The sequence below is a fragment of the Arthrobacter sp. Y3223065 genome (assembly GCF_059090885.1).
In genome coordinates, this window is record NZ_JBNHGC010000004.1 from 141788 (window position 1) to 165257 (window position 23470).

General features: G+C 67.5%; 18 protein-coding genes, 1 tRNA gene and 1 riboswitch. Of the genes, 3 read left to right on the top strand and 16 right to left on the bottom strand.

The genetic code is table 11. From position 1 onward, the window contains the following. Positions 1-70 precede the first annotated feature (70 nt). The 8 genes from AC5RUK_RS12450 to AC5RUK_RS12485 form a co-directional block, all read right to left on the bottom strand. Positions 71-143 (bottom strand) — tRNA-Asn (locus tag AC5RUK_RS12450). Positions 144-223: 80 nt separating this feature from the next. Continuing rightward, positions 224-2335, bottom strand: coding sequence for a DNA primase (gene dnaG, locus AC5RUK_RS12455; RefSeq protein WP_494152349.1), 2112 nt, complete (start codon positions 2333-2335; stop codon positions 224-226). A gap of 109 nt (positions 2336-2444) precedes the next feature. Continuing rightward, the gene (locus tag AC5RUK_RS12460) at positions 2445-3740 is read right to left on the bottom strand and encodes a deoxyguanosinetriphosphate triphosphohydrolase (protein WP_494152350.1); all 1296 of its coding nucleotides are present in this window, start codon (positions 3738-3740) and stop codon (positions 2445-2447) included. Beyond that, positions 3733-4914 carry a tRNA dihydrouridine synthase DusB gene (gene dusB, locus AC5RUK_RS12465; RefSeq protein WP_493988107.1) on the bottom strand — a complete coding sequence of 394 codons (1182 nt, stop codon included), beginning with the start codon at positions 4912-4914 and terminating at the stop codon, positions 3733-3735. The genes AC5RUK_RS12460 and dusB overlap by 8 nt, the downstream gene beginning before the upstream one ends. A gap of 157 nt (positions 4915-5071) precedes the next feature. Continuing rightward, positions 5072-5740, bottom strand: a complete 669-nt coding sequence (locus AC5RUK_RS12470; protein ID WP_494107965.1) for an HAD family hydrolase — start codon at positions 5738-5740, stop codon at positions 5072-5074. Between the two features lie 72 nt (positions 5741-5812). Beyond that, entirely contained in the window at positions 5813-7165 is a 1353-nt protein-coding gene (locus AC5RUK_RS12475) for a YibE/F family protein (RefSeq protein WP_493988105.1), read from the bottom strand. 3 nt (positions 7166-7168) lie between these two features. Then, on the bottom strand, positions 7169-8077 hold the full coding sequence (locus AC5RUK_RS12480) for a GNAT family N-acetyltransferase (RefSeq protein WP_493988104.1): 909 nt from the start codon (positions 8075-8077) through the stop codon (positions 7169-7171). A 79-nt stretch (positions 8078-8156) separates the two neighbouring features. Then, on the bottom strand, positions 8157-9545 hold the full coding sequence (locus AC5RUK_RS12485; RefSeq protein ID WP_493988103.1) for a glycine--tRNA ligase: 1389 nt from the start codon (positions 9543-9545) through the stop codon (positions 8157-8159). 248 nt (positions 9546-9793) lie between these two features. Here AC5RUK_RS12485 and AC5RUK_RS12490 point away from each other — a divergent pair, with 248 nt between their 5' ends. Next, positions 9794-10021 carry an RNA-binding S4 domain-containing protein gene (locus AC5RUK_RS12490; protein WP_493988102.1) on the top strand — a complete coding sequence of 76 codons (228 nt, stop codon included), beginning with the start codon at positions 9794-9796 and terminating at the stop codon, positions 10019-10021. 36 nt (positions 10022-10057) lie between these two features. On the opposite strand, the gene AC5RUK_RS12495 is transcribed toward AC5RUK_RS12490, so the two are convergent. Then, entirely contained in the window at positions 10058-10708 is a 651-nt protein-coding gene (locus tag AC5RUK_RS12495; protein ID WP_493988101.1) for an alpha/beta hydrolase, read from the bottom strand. A 118-nt stretch (positions 10709-10826) separates the two neighbouring features. Further along, positions 10827-11888 carry an alpha/beta fold hydrolase gene (locus AC5RUK_RS12500; protein ID WP_493988100.1) on the bottom strand — a complete coding sequence of 354 codons (1062 nt, stop codon included), beginning with the start codon at positions 11886-11888 and terminating at the stop codon, positions 10827-10829. Positions 11889-12041: 153 nt separating this feature from the next. On the opposite strand from AC5RUK_RS12500, the gene AC5RUK_RS12505 reads away from it, so the two are divergent. Then, positions 12042-12884: an SGNH/GDSL hydrolase family protein gene (locus AC5RUK_RS12505; RefSeq protein WP_493988099.1), complete on the top strand. Its 843-nt coding sequence runs from the start codon at positions 12042-12044 to the stop codon at positions 12882-12884. Positions 12885-12895: 11 nt separating this feature from the next. Then, positions 12896-14062 (top strand): winged helix DNA-binding domain-containing protein, encoded by a 1167-nt coding sequence (locus AC5RUK_RS12510; protein ID WP_494107966.1) that lies wholly within the window; start codon positions 12896-12898, stop codon positions 14060-14062. 10 nt (positions 14063-14072) lie between these two features. On the opposite strand, the gene AC5RUK_RS12515 is transcribed toward AC5RUK_RS12510, so the two are convergent. The 6 genes from AC5RUK_RS12515 to AC5RUK_RS12540 form a co-directional block, all read right to left on the bottom strand. Next, positions 14073-17198 (bottom strand): alpha-mannosidase, encoded by a 3126-nt coding sequence (locus AC5RUK_RS12515; protein ID WP_494107967.1) that lies wholly within the window; start codon positions 17196-17198, stop codon positions 14073-14075. Between the two features lie 29 nt (positions 17199-17227). Beyond that, positions 17228-18082: a carbohydrate ABC transporter permease gene (locus AC5RUK_RS12520; protein WP_493988096.1), complete on the bottom strand. Its 855-nt coding sequence runs from the start codon at positions 18080-18082 to the stop codon at positions 17228-17230. A 4-nt stretch (positions 18083-18086) separates the two neighbouring features. After that, a complete protein-coding gene (locus AC5RUK_RS12525) occupies positions 18087-19025 on the bottom strand; it encodes a carbohydrate ABC transporter permease (RefSeq protein WP_494107968.1) in 939 nt (312 codons plus the stop codon). Between the two features lie 5 nt (positions 19026-19030). Next, the gene (locus AC5RUK_RS12530; RefSeq protein WP_493988094.1) at positions 19031-20401 is read right to left on the bottom strand and encodes an extracellular solute-binding protein; all 1371 of its coding nucleotides are present in this window, start codon (positions 20399-20401) and stop codon (positions 19031-19033) included. A 188-nt stretch (positions 20402-20589) separates the two neighbouring features. Beyond that, entirely contained in the window at positions 20590-21660 is a 1071-nt protein-coding gene (gene metX / locus AC5RUK_RS12535) for a homoserine O-acetyltransferase MetX (protein WP_493988247.1), read from the bottom strand. Positions 21661-21740: 80 nt separating this feature from the next. After that, positions 21741-23066, bottom strand: coding sequence for a bifunctional o-acetylhomoserine/o-acetylserine sulfhydrylase (locus AC5RUK_RS12540; RefSeq protein ID WP_493988093.1), 1326 nt, complete (start codon positions 23064-23066; stop codon positions 21741-21743). A 67-nt stretch (positions 23067-23133) separates the two neighbouring features. Next, positions 23134-23248: riboswitch (SAM riboswitch) on the bottom strand. Positions 23249-23470: the final 222 nt, after the last annotated feature.

A 23470-nucleotide genomic window follows, 5' to 3' on the forward strand; every position in this document is an offset into this window, starting at 1 on the left:
CGCGGCAGTTGACGGCATGAGGAAGGGGCCTCAATCAGCAGTTGCGCTGGCTGAGGCCCCTTCTTGTCCGCTCCCCCGACTGGACTCGAACCAGTAACCCTTCGATTAACAGTCGAATGCTCTGCCAATTGAGCTACGGGGGAAAGCTGCCATCCGCCATCGGCGGTTTGACCTCCAACAGCATACTCAATACAGGCCGGAACTTGCCAATTGGAGGCCGGGCCTACTCCGCGCGAAGGGCCCGCCGCTGCATCTCCAGTTCCATCAGTTCACGGTTGATCTGCTGGAAGCTCTCGGGATCAGAAGCCGGATCCATCCGTTGCAACTGGCCCAGCTTGTCGGCCTTCAGGTGGGTGATCTGCAGGTCCTGCAGCTTGTTCAGGATGCCCCGGCAATACAGCCGCAGGGCGTCGTCGTTCTGCGCCGGCAGCGGGGTCACCGCAAGTTCCGAGACGAAGGTGCGCAGCTCCTCCGGGACTTCCTGGCGGATCGTCTCCACCCACTGCGACGGTGTGGCACCGGAAACGCCGGCCGCCCGGACGGCGTCGTGGATGGCCACGTGCACGGGCGCCAGGAAGCGGGCTTGCATGAATTGTTCCCACTGGTTGGCATCAAGGAGGCCGGGCTGCTGGATCGCCACTTCCAGTGCCTGGTGTTCCAAGCGGACCACCGGATCACGCAGGTCGGGGCGCGGAAAGGCCGGGGGCGCCGCATACTGGCCGGGTTCCCGAGCGTAGGCGGCTTCACCGCCGGCATCGGTGTCCCGGCCGTAGCCGTGCTGGGCAGCCTGCCCGTAGGCAGGCTGGCCCTGGCCGTTCTGTTGCCGGCGGGAAGCATATCCCGTACCCCACGCGTCCTCCCGACCCTGCGGACCGCCTTTGCCTCGCCGGTCCCGTGCAGACGGCTGCTGCGTGCCGCGGTTCGGTTCCTGCCCGCGGTCCTGCTGGGCCCGCTCGCGGCCTGCCGACCGGGCTTCGGATTCCTGTCCCCGTTTCGCGGCTCCGGCCACGGCCCGGGTGACATCGTCAATGTCCATGCCCAGCCAGCCGGCAAGTTCACGCGAGTAGCCCGGGCGCATGGCCGGGTCCCTGATCTCGGCAACCACCGGGGCGGCGGCCCGCAGGGCCTGGACCCTTCCTTCGACCGTGTCCAGGTTGAACTTCTTCAAGGTGGCCTTGATCGCGAACTCGAACAGCGGGCGGCGGGAGCTGATCAGCTCGCGCACCGCACCTTCGCCGTGGCTCAGGCGCAGGTCGCATGGGTCCGCGCCGCTCGGCTCGACTGCTACGTAGGTCTGGGCAACGAAGCGCTGGTCTTCCTCGAAGGCCCGCAGTGCGGCCTTTTGACCCGCCTCGTCACCGTCGAAGGTGAAGATCACTTCGCCCCCGGTCCCGTCATCGGAGAGCAGGCGCCGGGCAATCTTGATGTGGTCGGTGCCGAAGGAGGTGCCACAGGTCGCCACGGCCGTCCGGATGCCCGAAAGGTGGCAGGCCATCACGTCCGTATAGCCCTCCACGACCACCAGTTGGCGGCTGCGGGCGATGTCCCGTTTGGCCAGGTCGATTCCGTACAGGACCTGTGACTTCTTGTAGAGCACCGTCTCCGGCGTATTGAGGTACTTGGGCCCCTGGTCGTCCTCGAAGAGCTTGCGGGCACCAAACCCTATGGTGGCCCCCGTCAGGTCGCGGATGGGCCAAATCAGACGGCCGCGGAAGCGGTCATAGATCCGGTTGTTCCGGCCGTCGGATCCGTCCGATCCGCCGGAAAACATGCCGGTCATCCGCAGTTCGTCCTGGGTGAAGCCGCGGCCGGTCAGGTGCTTGAGCAGGCCGTCCCAGCCCTGCGGGGCATAGCCCACGGCGAACTGCTCTGCGGCAGCCTGGTCGAAGCCACGCCCGGAGAGGAAGTCCCGTGCCGTCGCGGCACCCGGGCCCTGGAGCTGCTCGCGGAAGAACTCCGCGGCAACCTTGTGTGCGTCCAGCAGCCGCTGCCGCTTGCCGACGTCTTCCCTGCGGGGGCCGGTGCCGCCGTCTTCGTACCGGAGCGTGTAGTTGATCCGGTGGGCGAGTTTCTCCACGGTCTCGGTGAACGTGGTGTGATCCATCTTCTGCACGAAGGAGATGACGTCGCCGCCCTCGCCGCAGCCGAAGCAATGGTACGTGCCCACCTGCGGACGGACGTGGAACGACGGCGATCGCTCGTCGTGGAAGGGACACAGGCCCTTGAAAGAACCGATGCCGGCCGACTTCAGCGTGACGTAGCCGTCGACGACTTCCTTGATGTCGGTACGCTGGCGGACTTCATCGATGTCTTCGCGTTTTATGAGTCCGGCCATAGTCCCATGGTATGCAGCCGCGCCAAATCGGCGGCCGAACCGCGTGCTGCCGGTGACGGTGGCGCCGCCGCAGCCGCCTGTGGAGGGAGGCTGCGGCGGCCCGCGCCCCTCACAGCAGGGTGCGGTGGGCCCCCATCAGGCGTTCGTGCAGCGCCAGGGCCGAGACATCGGTGAGCGAGGCGATCTGGTCAATGACCACGCGCAGGCGGCCGTCGTCGTCGTCCGCATCCCGCCAATCCGAGGCGAAGGGTTCCTCCAGGTGCTTCTCCCCCGTGGCGTGCAGCTCGCTGACCAGGTCGTGCAGGATCTCCTGCTGGTGTTCGTAGACCGGCTGGCGCAGGTCCGCGGTCATCACGAACGTGGTGGCCAGCCCCTTCATCACGGCGATCTCGGTGGCGGTCTCCTGCGGCACCACCAGCTCCGCTCCGTAGCGGGTCAGCTGCTGCGGGCCGTAGATGGAGCGGGTGGCTTCCATCGCGCTGGAACAGAAGCGGCCGATCAACTGGCTGGTCATGTCTTTCAGCGCGGCCATTGCCTTGCGGCTGCCGTCGGCCTCGCGCACCCACACGCCGGAGCGCTCCAGCCGGATGAGCGCCTCGTCCACTTCCCGGGCGTCGCTGTTGGGCAGGTACCACTGCTGGGTGTAGCCGATGACCCGGCTGCGGGTGTCGGCGCTGTCCAGCCACTTGAGCTGGATCCGTCCGGCCACGATGGCGTCTTCGACGTCGTGCACGGAGTAGGAGATGTCGTCGGCGAGGTCCATCACCTGGGCCTCCAGGCAGGAACGGCGCTCCGCGGCGCCTTCGCGCAGCCAGTTGAACACGGGAAGGTCGTCTTCGTAGGCGCCGAACTTGCTGGTGCGCTTGCCGTGGATGACCGGCGCGTCGTCGGCGGACCACGGGTACTTGCACGCCGCGTCCAGGCTGGCCCGGGTCAGGTTCAGTCCGGCTGGCGATCCGTCCGGGCGCAGGATCTTGGGCTCCAGCCGGGTCAGCAGCCGAAGCGTCTGGGCGTTGCCTTCGAAACCGCCGATGGCATGGGCGGCGGCGTTCAGCGCCGTCTCCCCGTTGTGTCCGAAGGGAGGATGGCCAAGGTCGTGGGACAGACAGGCGGCGTCCACCACGTCGGGGTCGCAGCCCAGGGTACGTCCCAGTTCGCGGCCCACCTGGGCCACTTCCAGGCTGTGGGTCAGCCGCGTCCGCACGAAGTCGTCCGTGTCCGGGGACACCACCTGCGTCTTGGCGCCCAGCCGGCGCAGCGCCGACGAGTGCAGTACCCGGGCCCGGTCGCGTTCGAACTGCGTCCGGTAGGTGCTCTTCGGCTCCTCCGTGTACCAGCGTTCCTGGTCGAAATCCGAGTATCCCGGCGTGGGCGGGGCCGGGCGCCCGGTGCGTACCTCAGCCACCGGAAACGTCCAATTCGGCGGCGGCAATCATGGCCTTGTGGTCGGCGTTCAGCTCCCGGCTGGACAGCCAGCCGTCGGGCAGCGCCGGGCGTTTGGGGGAACCGGCACGGCCCCGCGGGCCCTCGGCGTCCGCCCCCGGGTAGGGAGCGTCGGCATCCAGTTCGGCCAGCAGTTCACGCAGCACCTCGAGGGTGGGCACCTGTGCCAGCGCGGCACGCAGCTCCCCGCCCACCGAGTATCCCTTGAAGTACCAGGCCACGTGCTTGCGGATATCCCGCAGCGCCTTGCCCTCGTCCTCGAAGTAATCCACCAGCAGCTCGGCATGCCGGTAGAAGCTGTCCGCGACGTCCTTCAACCCTGGGCGGAAGCGCCTGTCGGTCCCTTCGAAGGCGGCCTGCAGGTCACCAAACAGCCATGGGCGGCCTTGGCATCCGCGGCCGACGACGACCCCGTCCACGCCCGTCTGTTCCACCATCCGCACCGCATCCTCGGCGCTCCAGATGTCGCCGTTGCCCAGCACCGGGATATCCGGCAGGGCTTCCCGCAGTTCGGCGATCGCGTTCCAGTCGGCCTTGCCGGAGTAGAACTGGCTGGCGGTACGGCCGTGCAGTGCCACGGCGGCAACCCCGGCGTCGCGGGCAATCTTGCCGGCCTCGATGAACGTCAGATGCTCGTCGTCGATCCCCTTGCGCATCTTGATGGTCAGCGGCACGTTGCCCTTGGCCGCCTCGCGCGTCGCGGCCTGGATGATCGCGGTAAACAGTTCGGTTTTCCAAGGCAGCGCCGAGCCGCCGCCGCGGCGGGTGACCTTCGGCACCGGGCAGCCAAAGTTCAGGTCGATGTGGTCGGCGCGGTCTTCCTCCACCAGCAGCCGGACGGCAGCACCGACGGTTTTGGGATCCACGCCGTAGAGCTGGACGGACCGCACGTCCTCGTCCTCGTCGTGCGAGATGATCCGCATGGATTCCCTGTTGCGCTCGACCAGCGCGCGGGACGTGACCATTTCCGCCACGTACAGGCCGCCGCCGTACTGGCGGCAGAGCCGGCGGAACGCCTTGTTGGTGATGCCGGCCATGGGTGCCAGCACCACCGGGGTGTCGACGGTTATCGGTCCGAGTTTGAGCGGCGGGAGCTCAAGCTTGGCGGCCGATTCGGGTGCAGCGGTAAGTGTCACCCGTCTATTCTCTCAAAACCCGGCAAATCCGTCCGCCGGCACCCGCGCCTGTGGACCGGCCCGGTCCGCTTCTCGCGGTTCGGTCCGCTTGATCGCGGTTCGTCCGCGCCGCCGGGGTACGTCCACGTCGACGTGACATCGGGCCCGCGCGCTGCCCTCAGCCGCGCAGGAGGCCGCCGAGGGCGCTGTCCATGAAGTGTTCCAGCAGGTCCTGCGGGTCGCGGTACACCTCTGCCGCACCGGCCCGGAGCAAGGTCTCCGCGGGGGTCCCGCCGCATTCGAGGCCGATGACCGGGATTCCGAGGTCTCCCGCCGCCTGGACATCCCACACAGCGTCTCCCACAAAAACGGTGTCTTCGGGCTGCAGGCCCGCCGCGTCCAGGGCCGCCTGCAGGATGTCCGGCGCCGGTTTGCTGTTCTCCGCGTCCGCGGAGCTGGTGGCGGCGGTGATGGACCCATCGGCGTCGATCACGCGGCGCAGCACTTCCAACTCCCTTTCCTCGGCGGAAGAGGCCAGCACGACGGCGAACCCCTCCGCGGCGGACCGGAGCACCAGCTCACGGGCACCGTCAAAGCGGCGCAGCGCCGGCCAAAAGGTGGAGAAGACGGTTCCGTGGGCGGCCTTGAGCTCCTCGTCCCGGGACTGGTCGCGGTCCTCGTCGAGCAGCTCTGCGATGAGCCTGCCGCCGCCCATTCCCACGCAACGGTGGATGTCCGCCATCGGGACATCGACTCCCGCCTGCCGGAAGGCCTGCCACCAAGCCAGCACGTGCAGGTAGTTCGAGTCCACCAGCGTCCCGTCCACGTCAAACAGCACGCCTTTCATAAGCACTCCTCCCGACGACGGCGATGGTTCAAGCGGCACCGGCCGACCCGGCGCAGCGCCAATGTGTGAAGTCTAGCCGCTGGGGTCGGCCGGCTTGCCGTGGCCGGCCGCAGCGGCCTCGCCGGGGTCCCGGACCCCGCCGTCGGCATCCGCCGCGGCGTCGGCAAGGAGGTGCCGGGGGCCGGACCGCTCCCTTGCCGCCACCGGCCCACGGATGCCGGTGGCCTTGACCACCAGCACCGCGATCAGCGTGGTGATCGGGATAGCCAGCACCAGGCCGATCGAACCGACCAGGGTGCGCACTATCTCCTCGGCCAGTTCCCCGCTCGTCAGGGTGGCGAGCAGCGGCCGGTCGTGGAGCGACACCAGGATCAGCACCGGAAGGGAGGCACCGGCGTAGGCAAAGGCAATGGTGTAGACGGTGGAGGCGATGTGGTCCCGTCCCACACGCATCGCCCCGGAGAACAGGCGCTTGGCAGAGGCACCGGGAGCCAGTTCGTACATCTCCCACACCGCCGAGGACTGGGTGATGGTGACATCGTTGAGCACGCCCAGGCCGGAGATGATCAGCCCGCACAAAATCAACCCCGAGACGGAGAGGCTTCCGCCCATGTTGATCAGCTGGTAGGTGTAGTCGTCATCCACCCCGGTCAGGTACGCGGCATCGGTGGCCCAGGCCGCCAGCAGGGCGGTCACGCCCAGGCCGAACAGGGTGCCCAGCAAAGCGGTGGACGTGCGCGCGGAAAAGCCGTGCGCAAAGTAGAGCACCCCGACCATGATGACCACCGAGCCGATCAGCGCCAGCAGCAGCGGCGGCTTGCCTTCCATGAGGCCCGGCAGGATGAACTGCGCCAGGACCAGGAAACCGCCCGCCAGGCCCAGCATCGCGCGGAAGCCCCGCCAGCGGGCCACGGCCACCACTACCAGGGCGTAGAGCACGGCCAGCAGCACCATGGGGACGCTGCGCACGAAGTCCACGAAGACGTAGGCCCCCTCCTGCCCGCCCATCACGCCCGAAAGATTCAGGTAGCGGATGGTGTCGCCGGCCTCGACGCCGCGCGACGCCGCGATCTCCGGGGTGATCTCCACGGGCAGCGGCGAGCCGCCGGCGTCGGGCTGGGTATAGGCGACCAGGCACTCTTGGGCTTCCATGCCGGCGTCCACCGCGGCCTGCGAGGTGGGGCAATCTTCGAGCTCCACCCTCTGCACGGTGCCGACGTCGAAGGTCACCCCCGGTGCCGCGGCATAGGGATCGGGGACCTCGGCTCCGGTTCCGGCTCCGGAGGGCCAGAGCAGGATCATGCCCACCAGGGTCAGGACGGTGACCGGCAGCAGGATGGCCGCCAGGAGCAGGTTGGCCCGGCGCCGGGCGGCCAGGGCGGCGGCGCCGGGGTTGGAGGTCCCGTGGGAGTGGCTGTGCCCCATCTGTCAGTCGCTGACGATGGAGGTTTCCGGACCCAACTGGCGCGCGAGGCCGGCGTCGAGCAGCGGCTGCAGCACGGCCACCACCGCGGTCATCGAGTCATCCACCTCCAGCTGCACCGGGTACTGCGCTACCAGCATGGCCAGCAGCGCCCGCACCGCAGCCTCGGCGTCTTCGGCCGGCAGCGCCGTGTCGTATCCCAGCAGCACGTCCGCCGGGGCGTCCGTACGCTCGTGCGTGTAGCTGACGGCGAAAGCCTGGATGGTGCCGCCGTCGGACTTGGGCGCGCTGCGCAGCACCACCGCTCCGCCGGCCCCCGCGCTCTCGCTCAGCAGCATCTGCTGGGCACGTCCCACGGTCATGTCCGCCCGGTCCCACACGTGGACGGAGTTGTAGAAGTCTGCCACGGCCCGGGTCAGTTCCACCGACCCGGTGGCTGCCTCCTCCAGTTGCGGACCGGTTTCCCCGAGGTCGGGCAACGGCAGCGCCCCGGGCGAGACCAGCACCACGCGCGAGCTCTGGATCTGGGTCAGGCCCGATGCCCGGGCGAAGGCGGCGCCGGAGGTGTCCGGCTCCACCTTGGCCCGCAGCTTCCGCACGCCCGACGGCGCGTGCTCGGCCTCCGCGCGGAGCCTGGCCAGCAGGTCACGCGCGACGCCGGCGCCGCGGTGGTCGCGGGCAACCTCGACGTACACCCACAGCCGGTCCGGATGCAGGCTGGTCTCGTACACGGCACCGGCGGCAACGGCTATCCCCTGGTCCTCGGCCACGATGCACCGCGACCACGGCTGGTCGGCGGACGGGCGGAGCATGGCCCGAAAATGACCGGCCTGGCCGGTTTCCGGGTCGCCCCAGATCTCCAGCAAGGCCAGGTCATCGTCCTCGCGCCAGTCGCGGTAGGTCAGCTGGGCCATGGTTCTCCTTTGTGGGTGCGCTGCCCTGATCGGGCGGACGGTTGCCGAAGCTGCTACGGACGGCCTGCCCGTAGCTGGTTCAGGCTCCGATCAGGCGGGCTGCGAGATATCCTTCGACCTTGTCCAGGGAGACCCGTTCCTGGGCCATCGAGTCGCGTTCACGGATGGTCACCGCCTGGTCCTCGAGGGTGTCGAAATCCACCGTGATGCAGAACGGCGTGCCGATCTCATCCTGGCGGCGGTAGCGGCGGCCGATGGCACCGGCGTCATCGAAGTCGATGTTCCAGTTCTTGCGCAGCGCCTCCCCCAGTTCCTTGGCCTTGGGCGAGAGGTCCTCGTTGCGGGACAGCGGCAGCACGGCGGCCTTGACCGGGGCCAGCCGCGGGTCCAGCCGCAGCACGGTGCGCTTGTCCACGCCGCCCTTGGCGTTCGGTGCCTCGTCTTCGGTGTAGGCATCCACCAAAAAGGCCATGAAGGACCGTGTCAGCCCGGCGGCAGGCTCGATCACGTACGGGGTGTAGCGCTCGTTGGTGGCCTGGTTGAAGTAGCTCAGGTCGGTGCCGGAGTGCTTGGTGTGGGTGGACAGGTCAAAGTCCGTCCGGTTGGCGATGCCTTCCAGCTCGCCCCATTCCGAGCCCTGGAAACCGAAGCGGTATTCGACGTCGGTGGTGCCCTTGGAGTAATGGCTCAGCTTCTCCAGCGGGTGCTCGAAGAGGCGCAGGTTGTCGCGCTTGATCCCCAGGTCCACGTACCACTGCAGCCGGGCGTCGATCCAGTACCGGTGCCACTCCTCGTCGGTCCCGGGCTCCACGAAGAACTCCATCTCCATCTGCTCGAACTCGCGGGTGCGGAAGATGAAGTTGCCCGGGGTGATCTCGTTGCGGAAGCTCTTGCCGATCTGGCCGATGCCGAAGGGCGGCTTCTTCCGCGACGTGGTCAGGACGTTGTTGAAGTTCACGAAGATGCCCTGCGCGGTCTCCGGGCGCAGGTAGTGCATGCCTTCTTCATGGGCGACCGGGCCCAGGAAGGTCTTGAGCAGGCCGGAGAATTCCTGGGGTTCGGTCCACTCGCCCTTGGTGCCGCAGTTGACGCAGGCGATGTCCTTCAGCCCGTTTTCCGGGGCGCGGCCCTTTTTCTCCTCGTACTCTTCTTCGAGGTGGTCGGCGCGGTAGCGCTTGTGGCAGTTGAGGCACTCCACCAGCGGGTCGGAAAAGACGTCCACGTGGCCGGAGGCTTCCCAGACCTGGCGCGGCAGGATGACCGACGAATCCAGTCCGACCACGTCGTCGCGGCCGCGGACCATCGTCTGCCACCACTGGCGCTTGATGTTTTCCTTCAGCTCGACGCCGAGCGGCCCGTAGTCCCATGCGGAGCGGGATCCACCGTAAATCTCACCAGCCTGGAACACGAAGCCGCGGCGCTTGGCCAGCGAAGTGATCGAATCGAGGGCTGATTTGGCTGCTGCCATGAGGTGGTTCTCCGTATCTCTCCAGGGCCGCTGGGTGCGGTCCGAGGGTTGTCATGGCACAGATCCGTCCGGCGGCTGCAGGCACGGATCGGCGCATAGCGAAGCTACAACGTTAGCCTACCGAAAACGGGAACCCGAACCCGAACGGCGCGGGCGCATCCGGCTCCCGCGTCGGCGGCCAAGGGCCGTGAAGCGGCGCGTGCCGCATCGGACGCCGCATGCCCCGCGGCATCGGGCATGATGGTTCCATGGCTTCCGACGAAATGTATGACGTGCCGATCCGCGACGAGATGATCCGGCTGGGCCAGCTGCTGAAGCTGGCCAACCTGGCCGACGACGGGATCCAGGCCAAGGAATTCGTCGAGAACGGGCTGGTCCAGGTGAACGGCGAGATCGAAACCCGCCGCGGCCGGCAGCTGCACGCCGGGGATACCGTCAGCTGCAACGGGCAAACGGTGCGCGTCAGCCGCAGCTGAGCGGCGCGGCCGCTTGCTCCTGCGCTTGCGGTACCTTTACTTCGCCTTAAGCACCTTGTAGGTCAGGAACTCCTTCACGTGTGCCAGTTCCTGGGCGTTGATGCCGTGTCCGATGCCGGCATAGAGGACCTTGGTCAGGTCCACATGCTCGTTCGCCCAGGCGTGGGTGAACTCGATCTTGTCCTGGGTAATGACCTGGTCTGCCTGGTCCCGGCCCCAGAAGAGCGGGGGCTTGATCGCCTTGACCGCATCGTCGCGGAAGAAATCGTTACCCGCGGCAGGCACGGCGAATCCGGACAGGCCGACCACCGCGGCAATCTCCTCCGGGCGGTGGCGCAGCACCGAGGTGGCCACCGCCATGCCCATGGAAAAGCCCAGCACGGAGACGCTGCTGTGCTGATCCTTGACTCCATCCAGCCAGGACACCACGTCGCTGACGGCCTTCGTGACCTTGTCCACGGAAAAGTCCGGCTCGTGCATGAGCGGGAACCAGGTGAAGCCAGGTCCCATCGCCACCGGTGCGCGCACGGCCGCCACGGTGAATTCCTCGGGCAGCCCGGGCACCAGACCCATCAGGTCCTGCTCGTGGGATCCGTAGCCATGGAAGAGCACGAGCAGTGGCGTCCCCGCCCGTTCCTGTTCTGATTTGGACCAGGCAACCACGGGCTGATAAGCAGTTTCAGTCATGCGGTCCATGATCGCACAGAAAGCCCATTGCTTGAAACTTAAAGCTTCTTCGGGTGCCGGATCTCCCGGGCTTCGGGCACCGAACCGGTGCCCGCCCGCCCCCGCCGGCCTACCCGGCCTACCCGGCCTTGCCGCTCCGTTCGATGTGCGCCGTCAGCTCGGCGACGAACCGCGCCGGATACTCCACATGCGGCGAATGTCCGCAGTCTTCCAGCAACACTTCGGTAAAGCGCCCGCCGTTGGCCGCATACTTTTCCAGCACCGCCCGGGTCTGCGAGACCATCGGCTGCAGCGGGGCCGCCTCCTCCCCCGGCCAGCCCGGCACCACGCCGGCGCTGCCGAGGAAGTTCAGGTCGAAGAAGGAAGCATCGGAGACGATCGCGTCGCTGTCGCCGTGGATCCAGAGGATGTCCGGCTTGTCCGCCAGTTCGACAATGCCGCTGGTGTTGAAGACCCCCGGTGCCATCGTGTTCAGCACCCCCCTGCGCCCGGGAGCGAAGCCGGGCCAGTTCGACGAGGGGACGGAATCACCCGGATAGTTGTCGGGTCCCGTCTTGGTGCTGAGCATCGATTCGACCCAGATCCGTTCGTGGGGCGATACGAATCCGGCGTGCACATAGGTCGAGCGGTACACCGACAGCGGCGAGGCAGCCGCGTCGCCGCTGGTGTCGCCGGCTTCCAGCCGCGCCACGAAGTCGGGGTTGGCGCCCCCGCCGCCGGTGCCGGCGTCGTCCTCGGTGAGCCTCCGCCCCTCCGGTCCCGCCGTCCCGCCGAAACCGTACGGCGAGACCGGAGCCTGCAGCGTGAGGCTGCGGACCGGATGCTCCAGGGCGTATTGCATCACCACGCCGCCGCCCATGCTCCAACCGGCCAGGTGCACGGGTGCCAGTTGCAGGGTTTCCAGTGTGGCGTGGAGGTCGTCGGAGAAGTCCCGCAGCCCGCGGCCGGCGTCCACCGGCGCTGTGTCAGTCTGGCCGAAACCCCGCAGGTCCACCGCGAGCACGCGGTAGCCTGCCGGCAACGCCTGCATGGTCTCCTGCCAGAACAGCGAGGAGGAAACATTCCCATGCACCAGGACCACCGGGATGCCGTCGGGCCGGTCTCCGTCGCGCTCGAGGATGTTCACCGTCAGACGCTCCGTCGGCACCCGCCGCGCCACGATTCCCGCCAGTAATTCCATCTCAGCTCCTCGAGGTCGAGGCGGCCGCCGTTGGCCGCTTCAAGCACACAGTAGCCGGGAATTCCCCCGCTGACCATGACTTTCTGAAAGGTGATTCAGGTTCTGGGTTTGCGTCCCTGTGCATCCGCCGCGGCTTCTTGGGAGAATGTACCTGTGAGTAACTTGTCACTTCCTGAAGCACAAGCGTCCATCGCCGCGGCCCGCCACCCCTGGAGCCGTTACGTTGCCCTTGGTGATTCCTTCACTGAAGGGATCGGTGATCCGGACCCCGGGAGCCCGGGCGGACACCGCGGATGGGCCGACCGCGTGGCCGAGGAACTCGCCCGCGGCCACCACGACTTCGCCTACGCCAACCTCGCGATCCGCGGCCGCCTGCTGCAGCAGATCATCGATGAACAGGTCGAACCGGCCCTGGCCCTGCAGCCGGACCTTATTTCGATCTGCGCGGGCGGCAATGATGTGATCCGGCCCGGCGGCGACCCGGACGCCCTCGCCGAGAAGTTCGATCGCGCCGTCACCCGGTTGGCAGCGTCGGGAGCCACTATCGTCCTGTTTACCGCGCCCGACATCGGCGATACGCCCGTGATCGGCAGTGTCCGCGGCAAGGCCGCCATCTACAACGAGAACCTGCGCACGGTGGCGGCCCGCCATAATGCCGTCGTGGCCGACATGTGGGCGCTGCGCCAGCTGAAGGCACCGCAAATGTGGGCACCTGACCGGCTGCATTTCTCCCCGCTGGGGCACCACACCATCGCCGCCATGGTCCTGGACGCCCTCAACGTGGAGCATTCGCTGCAGCCCGAGACGCCCAAACCGCTGCCTACCAAGGGCTGGCGCACCGCCCGTACCGAAGACCTGGAGTGGGCCCGCCAGCATTTGGTCCCGTGGGTGCTGCGCCGGGTCCGGCAGCAATCCTCGGGCGACGGGATCCTGCCCAAACGTCCGACTGCCGGCCCCTTCTTCGGCCCGGGCATGCCTCCCGGCGCGGCAGGGTAGCGGGAGCAGCGGTGCAGCAGCCGAGTGCCCAGGAAGTCCGCCGTCACCGGCTGCGGGCACAGCGGCTGTGGGACAGTCCCGGGGACGACGCCGTCGCCGCCTTGCGCTGGCTGCTCGCCTTCCAGTCCCAGGAATATGCCTACGCCCGCTGGTCGCTGGCCCAGCGCTGCGGCGGGGCGGCCCGGGACAACGCCGCGGGCGTGGACGCGGCCATCGCCGACGGCCGCATTCTGCGCACGCATGTGCTGCGGCCCACCTGGCACTTCGTGTCCGCCGAGGACCTGCGCTGGCTGATGCTGCTCTCCGGCCCCCGCCTCAAGGCGGGGAACAAGGGCCGGGACCGGCAGCTGGGCCTGGACGAGGCGACGGTGGCGCGCAGCAACGAGGTGCTGGCCGCGGCCGTCGCCGGTGGCCGGCACCTCACCCGGGACGAGCTCGCGGCCCGGCTCGCCGATGCGGCGCTGCTCAAGGACGACGGCGCGAGGCTGAACGGCGCGACGCTGCGCGGACAGCGGCTGGGGCATCTGGTGTTCCATGCGGAAATGGATCGGGTGCTGGTGAGCGGGGCTCCGCGGACGGCCGGTTCGGGCGCCGTGCAGCAGACGTACGCGGCCTTCGACGAGCGGGTGCCGCCGCTGGCCGGGGACTTCGACCGCGACGCCGCGCTGGCGCAACTGACCGGGCGTTACTTCGCCAGCCGCGGACCGGCGACCTTGAAGGACTGCTCCGACTGGTCCAAACTGCCCCAGGCGGACCTGAAGCGCGGCCTCGAAGCCGGCGGTCGGGAGGGACTGGAGCGGACCGAAACCGAGGGCGAACAACTCTGGTACTCCCCCGCCGCCGGCGGGACGATCGGCGGCGCTGCTGCCGCGGGCGACGGACACCCGCGGGCGGACCTGATCCAGTGTTACGACGAATATGTCATGGGCTATTCCAAGACCCGCGGCTATCTGGGCGGCAGCGCCCCGGCGGCGTTGGGCAGCGACGTGCCGCTGCACGTGCTGCTGCTGGACGGGCGGATGGCCGGCAACTGGAGACACGTCCTCCGGCCCGGCTCGGCCGACCTGCGGCTCAAACCGCTGCGGGTCTTCACCGAGCCGGAGCGGCAGGCCGTGGACGCCGCCGTGCAACGCTACTCGGCCTTTCTGCGGCGGCCGGTCACGCAGGTCTTGGCCTGACCCGCTCTTGTCAGGCGCCCGTTACGCTGCGGAAGCGGAGGGTCAACAACTGGAACGGCCGAAGCTCGAACGCGGTTACGCGCTCCGCAGGCTGCTCCAGCCGCAGACCGTCCATGTCCAGCTCCAGCAAATCGGTGGCCGTTACCCGCGCGTAGTCAAAGCCGGCGCTGACCGTGGCCTTCGCACGGCTGCCGAAGGCCTCGTAGCAGCGCAGGATCACGTCGCCGCTGCGGTCTTCGGCCAGCTTGACCGCTTCGATGACTACTGCCCGATTGTCCACGGTAAACAGGGGTTCCACCGGGCCAGCGCCGACTCCGTGCATGTGGCGCAGAGGCAGGTTCAGCCGGTAGCCCGCCTCCACGGCCTCCGGGATACCGGCACCGATCACCAACGCCGTCCGGAAGGTGTGCCCGCCTTGGTCGGCCTGCGGATCAGGGTACAGCGGCGCCCGCAGCAGCGACTGCCGCACCACGGTGGCGGGCGAAGCGGTCGGATCGGTCCGCCGGATGTCGTGCCCGTACGTGCAGTCGTTGGCGACGGCGACCCCGAAGCCGGACTCGCCCACATGCACCCAGCGGTGCGCGCAGGTTTCGAACCGCGCTGCGTCCCAGGACGTATTGCTGTGCGTGGGCCGGAAGACGTGGCCGAACTGGATCTCCGACGCTGCCCGCTCTGCGTGGAGGTCGAGCGGGAAGGCCAGCTTCAGCAGTTTCTGGCGCTCGTGCCAATCGACCGTCGTCTCGATCTCCAGCGAGCGGGAGCCGGCGGCCAGCGAGACCGTCTGCTCAACCAGCGAGGCGCCAAACCGGCGGCTGACCCGGAGCCCGGCGACCGGCACACGGTCCGAAGGCGTGCCTGAAGGAGTCGCAGCGGAGTCACCTGGCTCCGGAAGGGCGGCGTCGGAGCCCACCGTGCTGGAAAACACCTCGATGGCATGGACATCCCGCAGCTCCCGGCCAACGGACTTGTAGTGCTCCTCCAGGTCCCAGGCATCCCACATGGTTGGGGCGTCGCGGAAGAGCTGCAGGACATTCGCCTGCATGCCGGTGGGAATGACTTCCCGCCCGGTGTCCAGATCCAAGAGCGAGGAAATCAGCCCCTCGGAGTCGATCACCACCCGGAGCAGGTCGTTGGCCAGCAGCCAGCCGTCGCCGCTGGGCTCAACGCCGACCCTTAACGAGGCGCCCGGGCCGGGCTGCGGCGCCGCGCCGATGGCACCCATCGCGGACACGCCGTCCACCGGATACGGGCCGGCGTTGGCCACGGTGCTCCCGGTGCCCCGGCCGAGGAGGGCGCGCAGCGAGCCATCGATCATGCCAGCCAGTTCCGCCGCCAACAGTGCGTAGTTGGCCTCGGCTTCGCGGTGCACCCAGGCGATCGAGGATCCCGGCAGGATGTCGTGGAACTGCTGCAGCAGCACGGTCTGCCAGGCCCGCTCCAGCGCATCGTACGGATAGGGCGCGGCGCCGCGCACCGCCGCCGTCGCTGCCCAGAGCTCGGCCTCGCGCAGCAGATGCTCGCTGCGGCGGTTGCCCCGCTTGGTGCGCGCCTGCGAGGTGTACGTGCCGCGGTGGTATTCCAAATACAGCTCCCCGGACCACACCGGCGGCCTGGCATATTCTTCCTCGGCGGCCCGGAAAAACTGCTCCGGGCTGGAGAGCTGCACCCGCGGCGAGCCTTCCAGATCGGCGGTGCGGTGCGCGGCGGCGAGCATCTCGCGCGTCGGTCCGCCGCCGCCGTCGCCGTAGCCGAAGGGCAGCAGCGATGTGTTTGCCGCTCCCTTCTCCGCGAAGCGCCGTTCCGCCCGGGCAAGCTCGGCCGCGGTCAGCTCGGCGTTGTAGGTATCCGCCGGTGGGAAGTGCGTGAAGATGCGGGTGCCGTCGATGCCCTCCCACCAAAAAGTGTGGTGGGGAAAGGTGTTGGTTTCGTTCCAGGAGAGTTTTTGGGTCAGGAACCAGCGGGATCCGGCAGCGCGGGCAATCTGCGGCATCGCGGCGGAATAGCCGAAGGAGTCCGGTAGCCAGACTTCCTGCGGATTGACGCCGAACTCGGCCAGGAAGAATTTCTTTCCGGCAATGAACTGGCGGGCCAGCGCCTCGCCGCCAGGCATATTCGTGTCCGATTCGACCCACATCCCGCCGACCGGGACGAAGCGGCCGGCCCTGACTTGCTCCGCCACCCGTGCGAACAGGTCGGGGTACGACTCCTTCAGCCAGGCGTACTGCTGCGCGGAGGAGGCGGCGAAGACAAATTCCGGGTCCGACTCCAGCAGTGCCAGGACGTTCGCGAAGGTTCGGGCGACCTTGCGCTTGGTCTCCCGGACGGGCCAGAGCCAGGCGGTGTCAATGTGGGCGTGGCCCACTGCGTGGATCCGGTGCGCGCTGCCGGCCGCCGGGGCAGCGAGCACAGGCTCCAGCACGGCCCGGCCGGCCGCCGCTGTGCCGGCGACGTCCACTGGGTTTAGCGCGTTCAGCGCGTGCTCCAGCGCGCGCAGGATCCGGGCACGGCGCGGCTGCCCCGGGTCAAGCTGGAGCATGAGCTGCTCCAGCACCGTGAAGTCCTGCAGCAGCTCCCATGCGGCCACATCGCACAGCGCGATGTCGGCACGGTGGAAGGTGTAGCACGGACTGCGCCCGGACGTGGCGGGGTCCCCGAACGGCGTGGGCCGGAAGGTGAAGCCGTCGATCATGTCCGGGTTGGCCGCCGCCTCCACGAAGAACTCGACGCCGCCGCCGGACGTGACGTCCAGCGGAACGTAGGCGTTCCGCGGCTCGATGGCCTTGATGATCCGTCCCTGCGGAGTGTAGATCAGCCCTTCGGCCTGGAAGCCCGGGATGCCGGGCGTGAACCCCGGGTCCAGGAGCAGTTCCGGCCGGTGGCCGGCGTCCACGGCCCACTCCGCGGGGATCTGTCCAGTGATCCGAAACCAGGTCGTGGACCAGGCCGACCCCCACATGCTGCCCGCCGCGAAGTCCGTAAAGGTTTCCGCAGCCGCCTCCGCGAAGGGGACCGGCTCGCCGGGACCCTGCCAGGCCTGGAGCCGGACTGGCACCGCCGCGGCGTAAACGGCCGGTTGCAGCCGTTCGACAATGAACCGGCGGATCCGCGCCTGGACCTGCGCCCCGTCGTCGTGCATGGCACCGTCCTTTCGGTCAGAGCGGTTGTTCAACCCTTGACGGCGCCGGCCATGGCAAAAGAACCGCCGATCCCGCGTGACACCAGGACGTAGAGCAGCACCACCGGCACCGAGTACAGCACCGAGAACGCCGCCAGTTGCCCATAGGCTATGGCACCATGCTGGCCGAAGAAGCTGAAGATGCTCACCGCTGCGGGCTGCTTGGCGGAAGAGAGCAGCAGGATGAAGGGAACAAAGAAGTTCCCCCACGCTTGGATGAAGACGAAGATGAAAACCACCGCCAGCCCCGGGCGCATGAGCGGAACCACGATCCTGGCGAGGGCGTTCATCGCCGAGGCACCGTCCACCCAGGCCGCTTCTTCCAGGCTGACCGGGACCGAATCCATGAAATTCTTCGTCATCCAGATCGCCATCGGCAGTGATGATGCAGCCATGAAGAACGTGGTGGCCGCCAGCGAGTCCAGGAAGTTCAATTGCACGAACAGGCTGTAGACCGGAACCATGATCGCCGTGACCGGCAGGCAGGTTCCGAAGAGCACGACGTACAGGAACGGCTTGTTGAACCGCATCTGGTAGCGCGAGAGCGGGTAAGCGGCCAGCACGGCCGCCAGGACTGTGACCACGGCCGTACCGCCGGCAAGCATGAAGCTGTTGAGCAGCGGAACGAAGGTCAGGTCTGCGGTAAGCACCGCGGCGTAATTGGCAATCGAGAAAGCGGACGGAAGCTGGGTCTGGTAACTGGCCTGCGCATCGAGCGAGGCCAGGAGCAGCCAGCTCAACGGCAGCAGGAAGCAGGCGGCGACGACCAGCAGCGAGATGTTCGCCAGCACGGCAACGGTAGTTCCCCGGCCGGAGGCCACGGACAACGGTCCGGAGCGATTCATCTGCTCAGCCCTTCCTTTCGCGCAGCGCGCGGATGTAGATGACGGAGAAGACCGCCCCGATCAACAGCATGACGACGGCGATGGCGGTCCCGTAGCCCACGTCGCTGTAGCGGAAGGCCTCTTCGTAGGCCATCAGCGGCAGCGTGGTGCTGGCTCCTGCCGGACCGCCCGCGGTCATCACGTAGATGAGCGTGAAAACCGACAGCGTCTGCAAGGTGATGAGCATCAGGTTGGTGGCAATGCTGCGCCGGATCATCGGCAGCGTGATGTACCACAACCGCTTCGACCCGCCGGCGCCGTCGATCATCGCCGCTTCCGTGATTTCCTCCGGCACATCGTTGAGCGCCGCCTGATACACCATCATGGAAAACGCCGTTCCCCGCCAGATATTGGCCAGGATCACTGCCAGCATCGGAAACGTAAACAGCCAGTCGGTGGCATCGAGGCCGAAGACGGCCGAGAGTTGGTTCAATGTTCCGTCCCGGTTGAAAAAGGCATAGGCGACGAAGCCGGCCACGATTTCCGGCAGCACCCAGGCCGCGACCACGCAGACACCCACGACTGCGGAAACCGCCTTGCTTGCTTTCGTCATCAGCAACGCGATCGCCAGGCCCAGCAGGTTCTGCCCGATCACGGCCGAGACAAGCACGAAAATGACGGTCAGCCAGACCGACTGCAGGAAGTCGGGGTCGCTGAGCAGCTCCGTATAATTTTCCAACCCGACCCACTGCGGGTCCTTGGCCGCGACGCCGGTCAGCGAAGCATTGGTCAAGGATCCATAGAAGGACCAGAGGATCGGTCCGGCCAGGAACACGCCCAGCAATGCCACGGCCGGGCCAAGCGGCAGCAGCCGCAGGGCAGTCCTCCCCGGCGTACGGCGAGGGCGGCGCAGCTCAGTGCCACGCTGCCTTGCAGCGGCGCGGGCCACCACATCGGCGGTCAAGGCTGCTACTTCTGTACTACGTTTTCTTCGCCGACAAGGTCGGTGACGGCGGCGTCGTAGTCGGCCGCGGCCTCCTCAGGTGTCTTCTTCCCCATCATCACCGCTTCGGTGGCTTCCTGGACAGCGGTTGATATCTGCGGATAGTCCGCCGTGGCGGGCCGGTAGTGCGTCACCGAGACCAGTTCCGAGACCTCGCCCACAAACGGGTTGGCGTCCAGGTAGGCGGGGTCCTCGGCGACATCGGTACGCACTGCGATCTGGGAATTGGCCACGGTGTACTCCAGCGAGTTCTCCTGGCTCATCACCTCCGTCAGGAACTCAAACGCGAGATCCGGATTCGCCGAATTGGCCCCGACCGCGAGCGTCCAACCGCCGGACATACTGACCGCGCCCGGCTCCTGGCCGTTCTGAGTCGGGAACGGGGCCACGCCCATCACCTCGGTATATTCGGGCCAGTCCACCAGACCTCCCTCTTGCCAGAACGACGGCGAGTAGGAACCTTCCACGGTTCCGCCGAGTTTGTCCTCGGGGAAAAGCTGCCCGAAGACCATTTGCCACACGTTTGGATCCAGCGCCTCGGCCGGGGTTACTGCGAGTTCTTCCTGATAAAGAGTCTCCAGGAAGGCCAGGGAGTCGACGAAGCCTTGAGAGCCCACCACCCACTTGCCCTCATCGGCGTCGTAGAGCGTGTCGCCGGTGCCATAGAGCAGTTCATAGAAGCTCTGCATGACGGTACCTTCGCCGGTGCCCGTGCCGGCGTACATATTGAACGGAACCACCTCCGGTTGGGAGGATTTGATGGCCCGGGCAGCCTCCAGAATGGCGTTCCAGTCCTTGGGTGCCCAGGGGACGTCGACGCCGGCTGCTTCCAAGACGTTCTTGTTGTACCAGATGGCGCGTGTATCGGTGCCCAGTGGCACTGCATAGATACTGCCGTCGTCTGCACGCCCGGCTTCCTTGGCCCCTTCGTTAAAGTTCGCCCAGTCGTCCCACTCGGCCAGATAAGGATCCAGGTTCAACAGGTAGCCGGCGTCTACATCCGAACGGATCTTGAAAGTGTCCTCATAGAAGACGTCCGGGGCGGTGTCCGGGGAGCGCTGGGACAGGGCGAGCTTAGTGGCGTAATCTTCGTCGCTGCCAGTAATGGGCTCCAAATTGACCGTCACGCCTTCGTGGGCGGCCTCAAAGTCTGTTTTCGCCTTCTTCATCAAGCCGTCCATCGTGGCGTTGGCTTCGGTCGTCTGGTAGACGATCCGCAATGCGGCGGCGCCTTGGTCCGTTCCGCCCTCGCCGCCGCCGCCCCCACCGGCGCAGCCAGCCAGTGCCAGAGTGCCTATCGCCAGCAGGGACACTTTCACAGTGGAGTCGCGCAGCATAGTTCCCCCTTGTAGTGGAGGCTTCCGGGCCAGACGTCGGATGGCGCGGCCGCGGGCCTATCGGCATGCTACCGACGGGCTCCATCGAATGGATTTATTCGTACCAACCGTGATCAAACTGCAATGGTCACTCGTTCAGCAACCGGTCTCCGCCCTCGACGGAGCCAGCGCTGTTGCCGTTGGCGACGTCAGCCCTGCGTGAAGAACGCCTCGGTGAGGGCCTCGTGCAGCTGGTGGATATCGGTGAGGAAACCGTCGTGGCCCAGCGGCGTTTCGATGGTGTGGACCTTGACTGCCCCGGGCAGCGCCTCGGCCAGCTGCCGCGACTGTTCCGGGAAGTACAGGCGATCGGAATCCACCGCGGCGACGAAGAACTGCGTGTCGGTGAGGCCGCCCAGCGACTGCTCCAGCGAGCCCCGGCCCCGGGCGACGTCGTGGCTGATGAGGGCCTCGGTGAGCAGGATGTAGCTGTTGGCGTCAAAGCGCGCGACGAGCTTGTCCGCCTGGTAGTCGAGGTAGCTTTCCACTGCATAGCGGCCGCGGGCGGACGGCGTGATGCCGCCGTACGGCTGCTCCTCCGCCTGTGGCTTGCGGCCGAACCTGTACTCCAGCTCCGGCTCTGAGCGGTAGTTGATGTGTGCGATGCGCCGGGCAATGCCGAGCCCGGCCTCGGGAGCGGGACCATCGTAATAGTCGCCGCCGGCGAAGTGCGGGTCCAGCCGGATGGCCGCGACCTGCGCCTGCGCGAAGGCAATCTGCTCGGCGGTGCTCGCGGCACCGCACGCCAGGACGGCGCACCGGGCGGTGCGCTCCGGGAACGTCGCCGCCCATTCAAGCGCGCGGGCGCCGCCCATCGACCCGCCGAGCACCGTGTGCCAGCGCCGGATGCCCAGTGCGTCGGCCAGGCGCGCCTCGGTCCGGACGGAATCGCGGATCGTGACGAATGGGAAGCGTGAACCCCACGGCGTCCCGTCCGGTGCCGGCGACGAGGGACCGGTGGAGCCGTAGCAGCCGCCAACCATGTTGGCGGCCACTACGAAATAGCGCTCCGTGTCGATCGTGGCGCCGGGACCTACCAGATCATCCCACCAGCCGTCCTCGTCCGAGTAGCCGCGTGCGACGTGCGTGCTGCCGGTCAGGGCGTGCTGTATCAGGACGGCGTTGGACGCGTCCGCGTTCAAGGTGCCCCAGGTTTCAAAGCCCAAAATCACCTCGGGCAGATAGCCGCCGGCTTCCAACTCCAGCGCGCCAACCGGCATCCGGCGCAGGATGCCGTCGGTCGCCTGTTCCACCAGTTCCTGCCGTTGCACTATCGTCACGCTGCGCTCTACCTGCTTGCCTAGTCGTCCGCGCCCTTGGCGGCGCGGAAACCGGCCTCCAGATCGGCGATGATGTCGTTGACGTTCTCGATGCCCACCGACAGCCGGACCAGCCCGTCGGTCACCCCGGCCGCGAGCCGCTCCGGGGCGGAGAGCTGGGCATGCGTGGTCGACGCCGGGTGGATCACCAGCGAGCGGACATCGCCCAGGTTGGCCACGTGCGAGTGCAGTTCAAGGCCGTCCACAAAGCGCTTGCCGGCCTCGATGCCGCCCTTGATCTCGAACGAGACGATGGCGCCGGTGCCTTTCGGGCCGTACTTGCGGCCGCGGTCGTACCACGGGCTGGAGGGCAGGCCGAGGTACGCGACGGAGGCAACGTCGTCGTGCTCTTCCAGGAATTCCGCCACCTTCTGCGCGTTGGCCACGTGCCGCTCCACACGCAGGCTCAGCGTCTCCAGCCCCTGGGCAATCAGGAACGCATTGAACGGCGAAATGGCGGACCCCAGGTCGCGCAGCAACTGCACCCGGGCCTTGAGGATGTAGGCCAGGTTGGCGCCCAAAGCGCCGTTGACGCCGAGGTCGCGGGCAAAGACCAGCCCGTTGTAGGTCTCGTCCGGCGTGTTGAATCCGGGGAACTTCCCGGGGTCGGCGGCGAAATCGAACCTTCCGGCGTCAACGATCACGCCGCCGATGGCCGTCCCGTGGCCGCCGAGGTACTTGGTGGCCGAGTGGAGCACGATGTCGGCCCCCCACTCGATCGGTCGGATCAGGTACGGGGTGGACAAGGTGTTGTCCACGATCAGCGGCACACCGTTCTCATGGGCGATGGAGCTGACCGACTCCAGGTCCAGCACGTCCTGGCGCGGGTTGGAGACCACCTCGCCGAAGAACGCCTTGGTGTTCGGCTTCACGGCATCGCGCCACTGCTGCAGGTTGTCCGGATCCTCGACGAATGTGACGTCGATGCCGAACTTGGGCAGCGTGGTGCGGAGCAGGTTGTAGGTGCCGCCGTACAGGCTGGGGCTGGCCACGATATGGTCGCCGGCCTCGGCGAGGTTCAGGATGGAGAACGTGGATGCTGCCTGTCCCGAGGCCAGCAGCAGGGCGCCCACGCCGCCCTCCAGGTTGGCGATCCGGGTCTCGACAGCCTCGGTGGTGGGGTTGCCGATCCTGGTGTAAATCGGCGCCAGTTCGGACAGGGCAAAACGGTCCGCGGCGCTCTGCGTGCTGGGGAAGACGAACGAGGTGGTCTGGTAGATCGGCAGGGCGCGGGCGCCTGTTGCGGCATCCGGCTCCTGGCCTACGTGGATCTGACGGGTCTCAAAGGACCAATCTGCAGTGGACATGGTGCAACTCCTTCAGTGGAAGGGGCCATCCGGGATCCGGCCGTGCCGGCATGTCTATCCCGGGTGTGACCCGCGCTTGCGCACCGCCTTATGGCGGCTGCCTGGTCTTCACCCGGGGCACCCCACCGCGGCTGGAGGGTTGCCGGCCAGCAAACCGGGGTTTCGCGCTGGCACTCATGACCTGCCTCCAGTCTCCGCAGACAAACCGGCGGCCGCAACAATATGACACCTTATGACTGGCCGTTCACCGCCCGCCCGCCTATCCGCCTGCCCGCCGCCACTTTCCCCTGGGAGGTATGCCGGTCAGGGGAAATCACTGTCAGGAACGCCGCGCCCCGCACGTGCCGCAAGCTGAGTGACTTAGGTCACCCTAAGTCGAGAGCGGGTTCACAAAGTGCCAAGAT

Coding starts and splice junctions, on each gene's coding strand:
- AC5RUK_RS12480 (WP_493988104.1), bottom strand. CDS start 8,077: ATGGCCCAGCTGACCTACCGCGACTGGCGCGAGGACGATGACCTGGCC.
- AC5RUK_RS12475 (WP_493988105.1), bottom strand. CDS start 7,165: ATGGGGCACAGCCACTCCCACGGGACCTCCAACCCCGGCGCCGCCGCC.
- AC5RUK_RS12490 (WP_493988102.1), top strand. CDS start 9,794: ATGGCTTCCGACGAAATGTATGACGTGCCGATCCGCGACGAGATGATC.
- AC5RUK_RS12500 (WP_493988100.1), bottom strand. CDS start 11,888: ATGGAATTACTGGCGGGAATCGTGGCGCGGCGGGTGCCGACGGAGCGT.
- AC5RUK_RS12520 (WP_493988096.1), bottom strand. CDS start 18,082: ATGAATCGCTCCGGACCGTTGTCCGTGGCCTCCGGCCGGGGAACTACC.
- AC5RUK_RS12495 (WP_493988101.1), bottom strand. CDS start 10,708: ATGACTGAAACTGCTTATCAGCCCGTGGTTGCCTGGTCCAAATCAGAA.
- dnaG (WP_494152349.1), bottom strand. CDS start 2,335: ATGGCCGGACTCATAAAACGCGAAGACATCGATGAAGTCCGCCAGCGT.
- AC5RUK_RS12530 (WP_493988094.1), bottom strand. CDS start 20,401: ATGCTGCGCGACTCCACTGTGAAAGTGTCCCTGCTGGCGATAGGCACT.
- AC5RUK_RS12515 (WP_494107967.1), bottom strand. CDS start 17,198: ATGCACGACGACGGGGCGCAGGTCCAGGCGCGGATCCGCCGGTTCATT.
- metX (WP_493988247.1), bottom strand. CDS start 21,660: ATGCCGGTTGGCGCGCTGGAGTTGGAAGCCGGCGGCTATCTGCCCGAG.
- AC5RUK_RS12470 (WP_494107965.1), bottom strand. CDS start 5,740: ATGAAAGGCGTGCTGTTTGACGTGGACGGGACGCTGGTGGACTCGAAC.
- AC5RUK_RS12540 (WP_493988093.1), bottom strand. CDS start 23,066: ATGTCCACTGCAGATTGGTCCTTTGAGACCCGTCAGATCCACGTAGGC.
- AC5RUK_RS12485 (WP_493988103.1), bottom strand. CDS start 9,545: ATGGCAGCAGCCAAATCAGCCCTCGATTCGATCACTTCGCTGGCCAAG.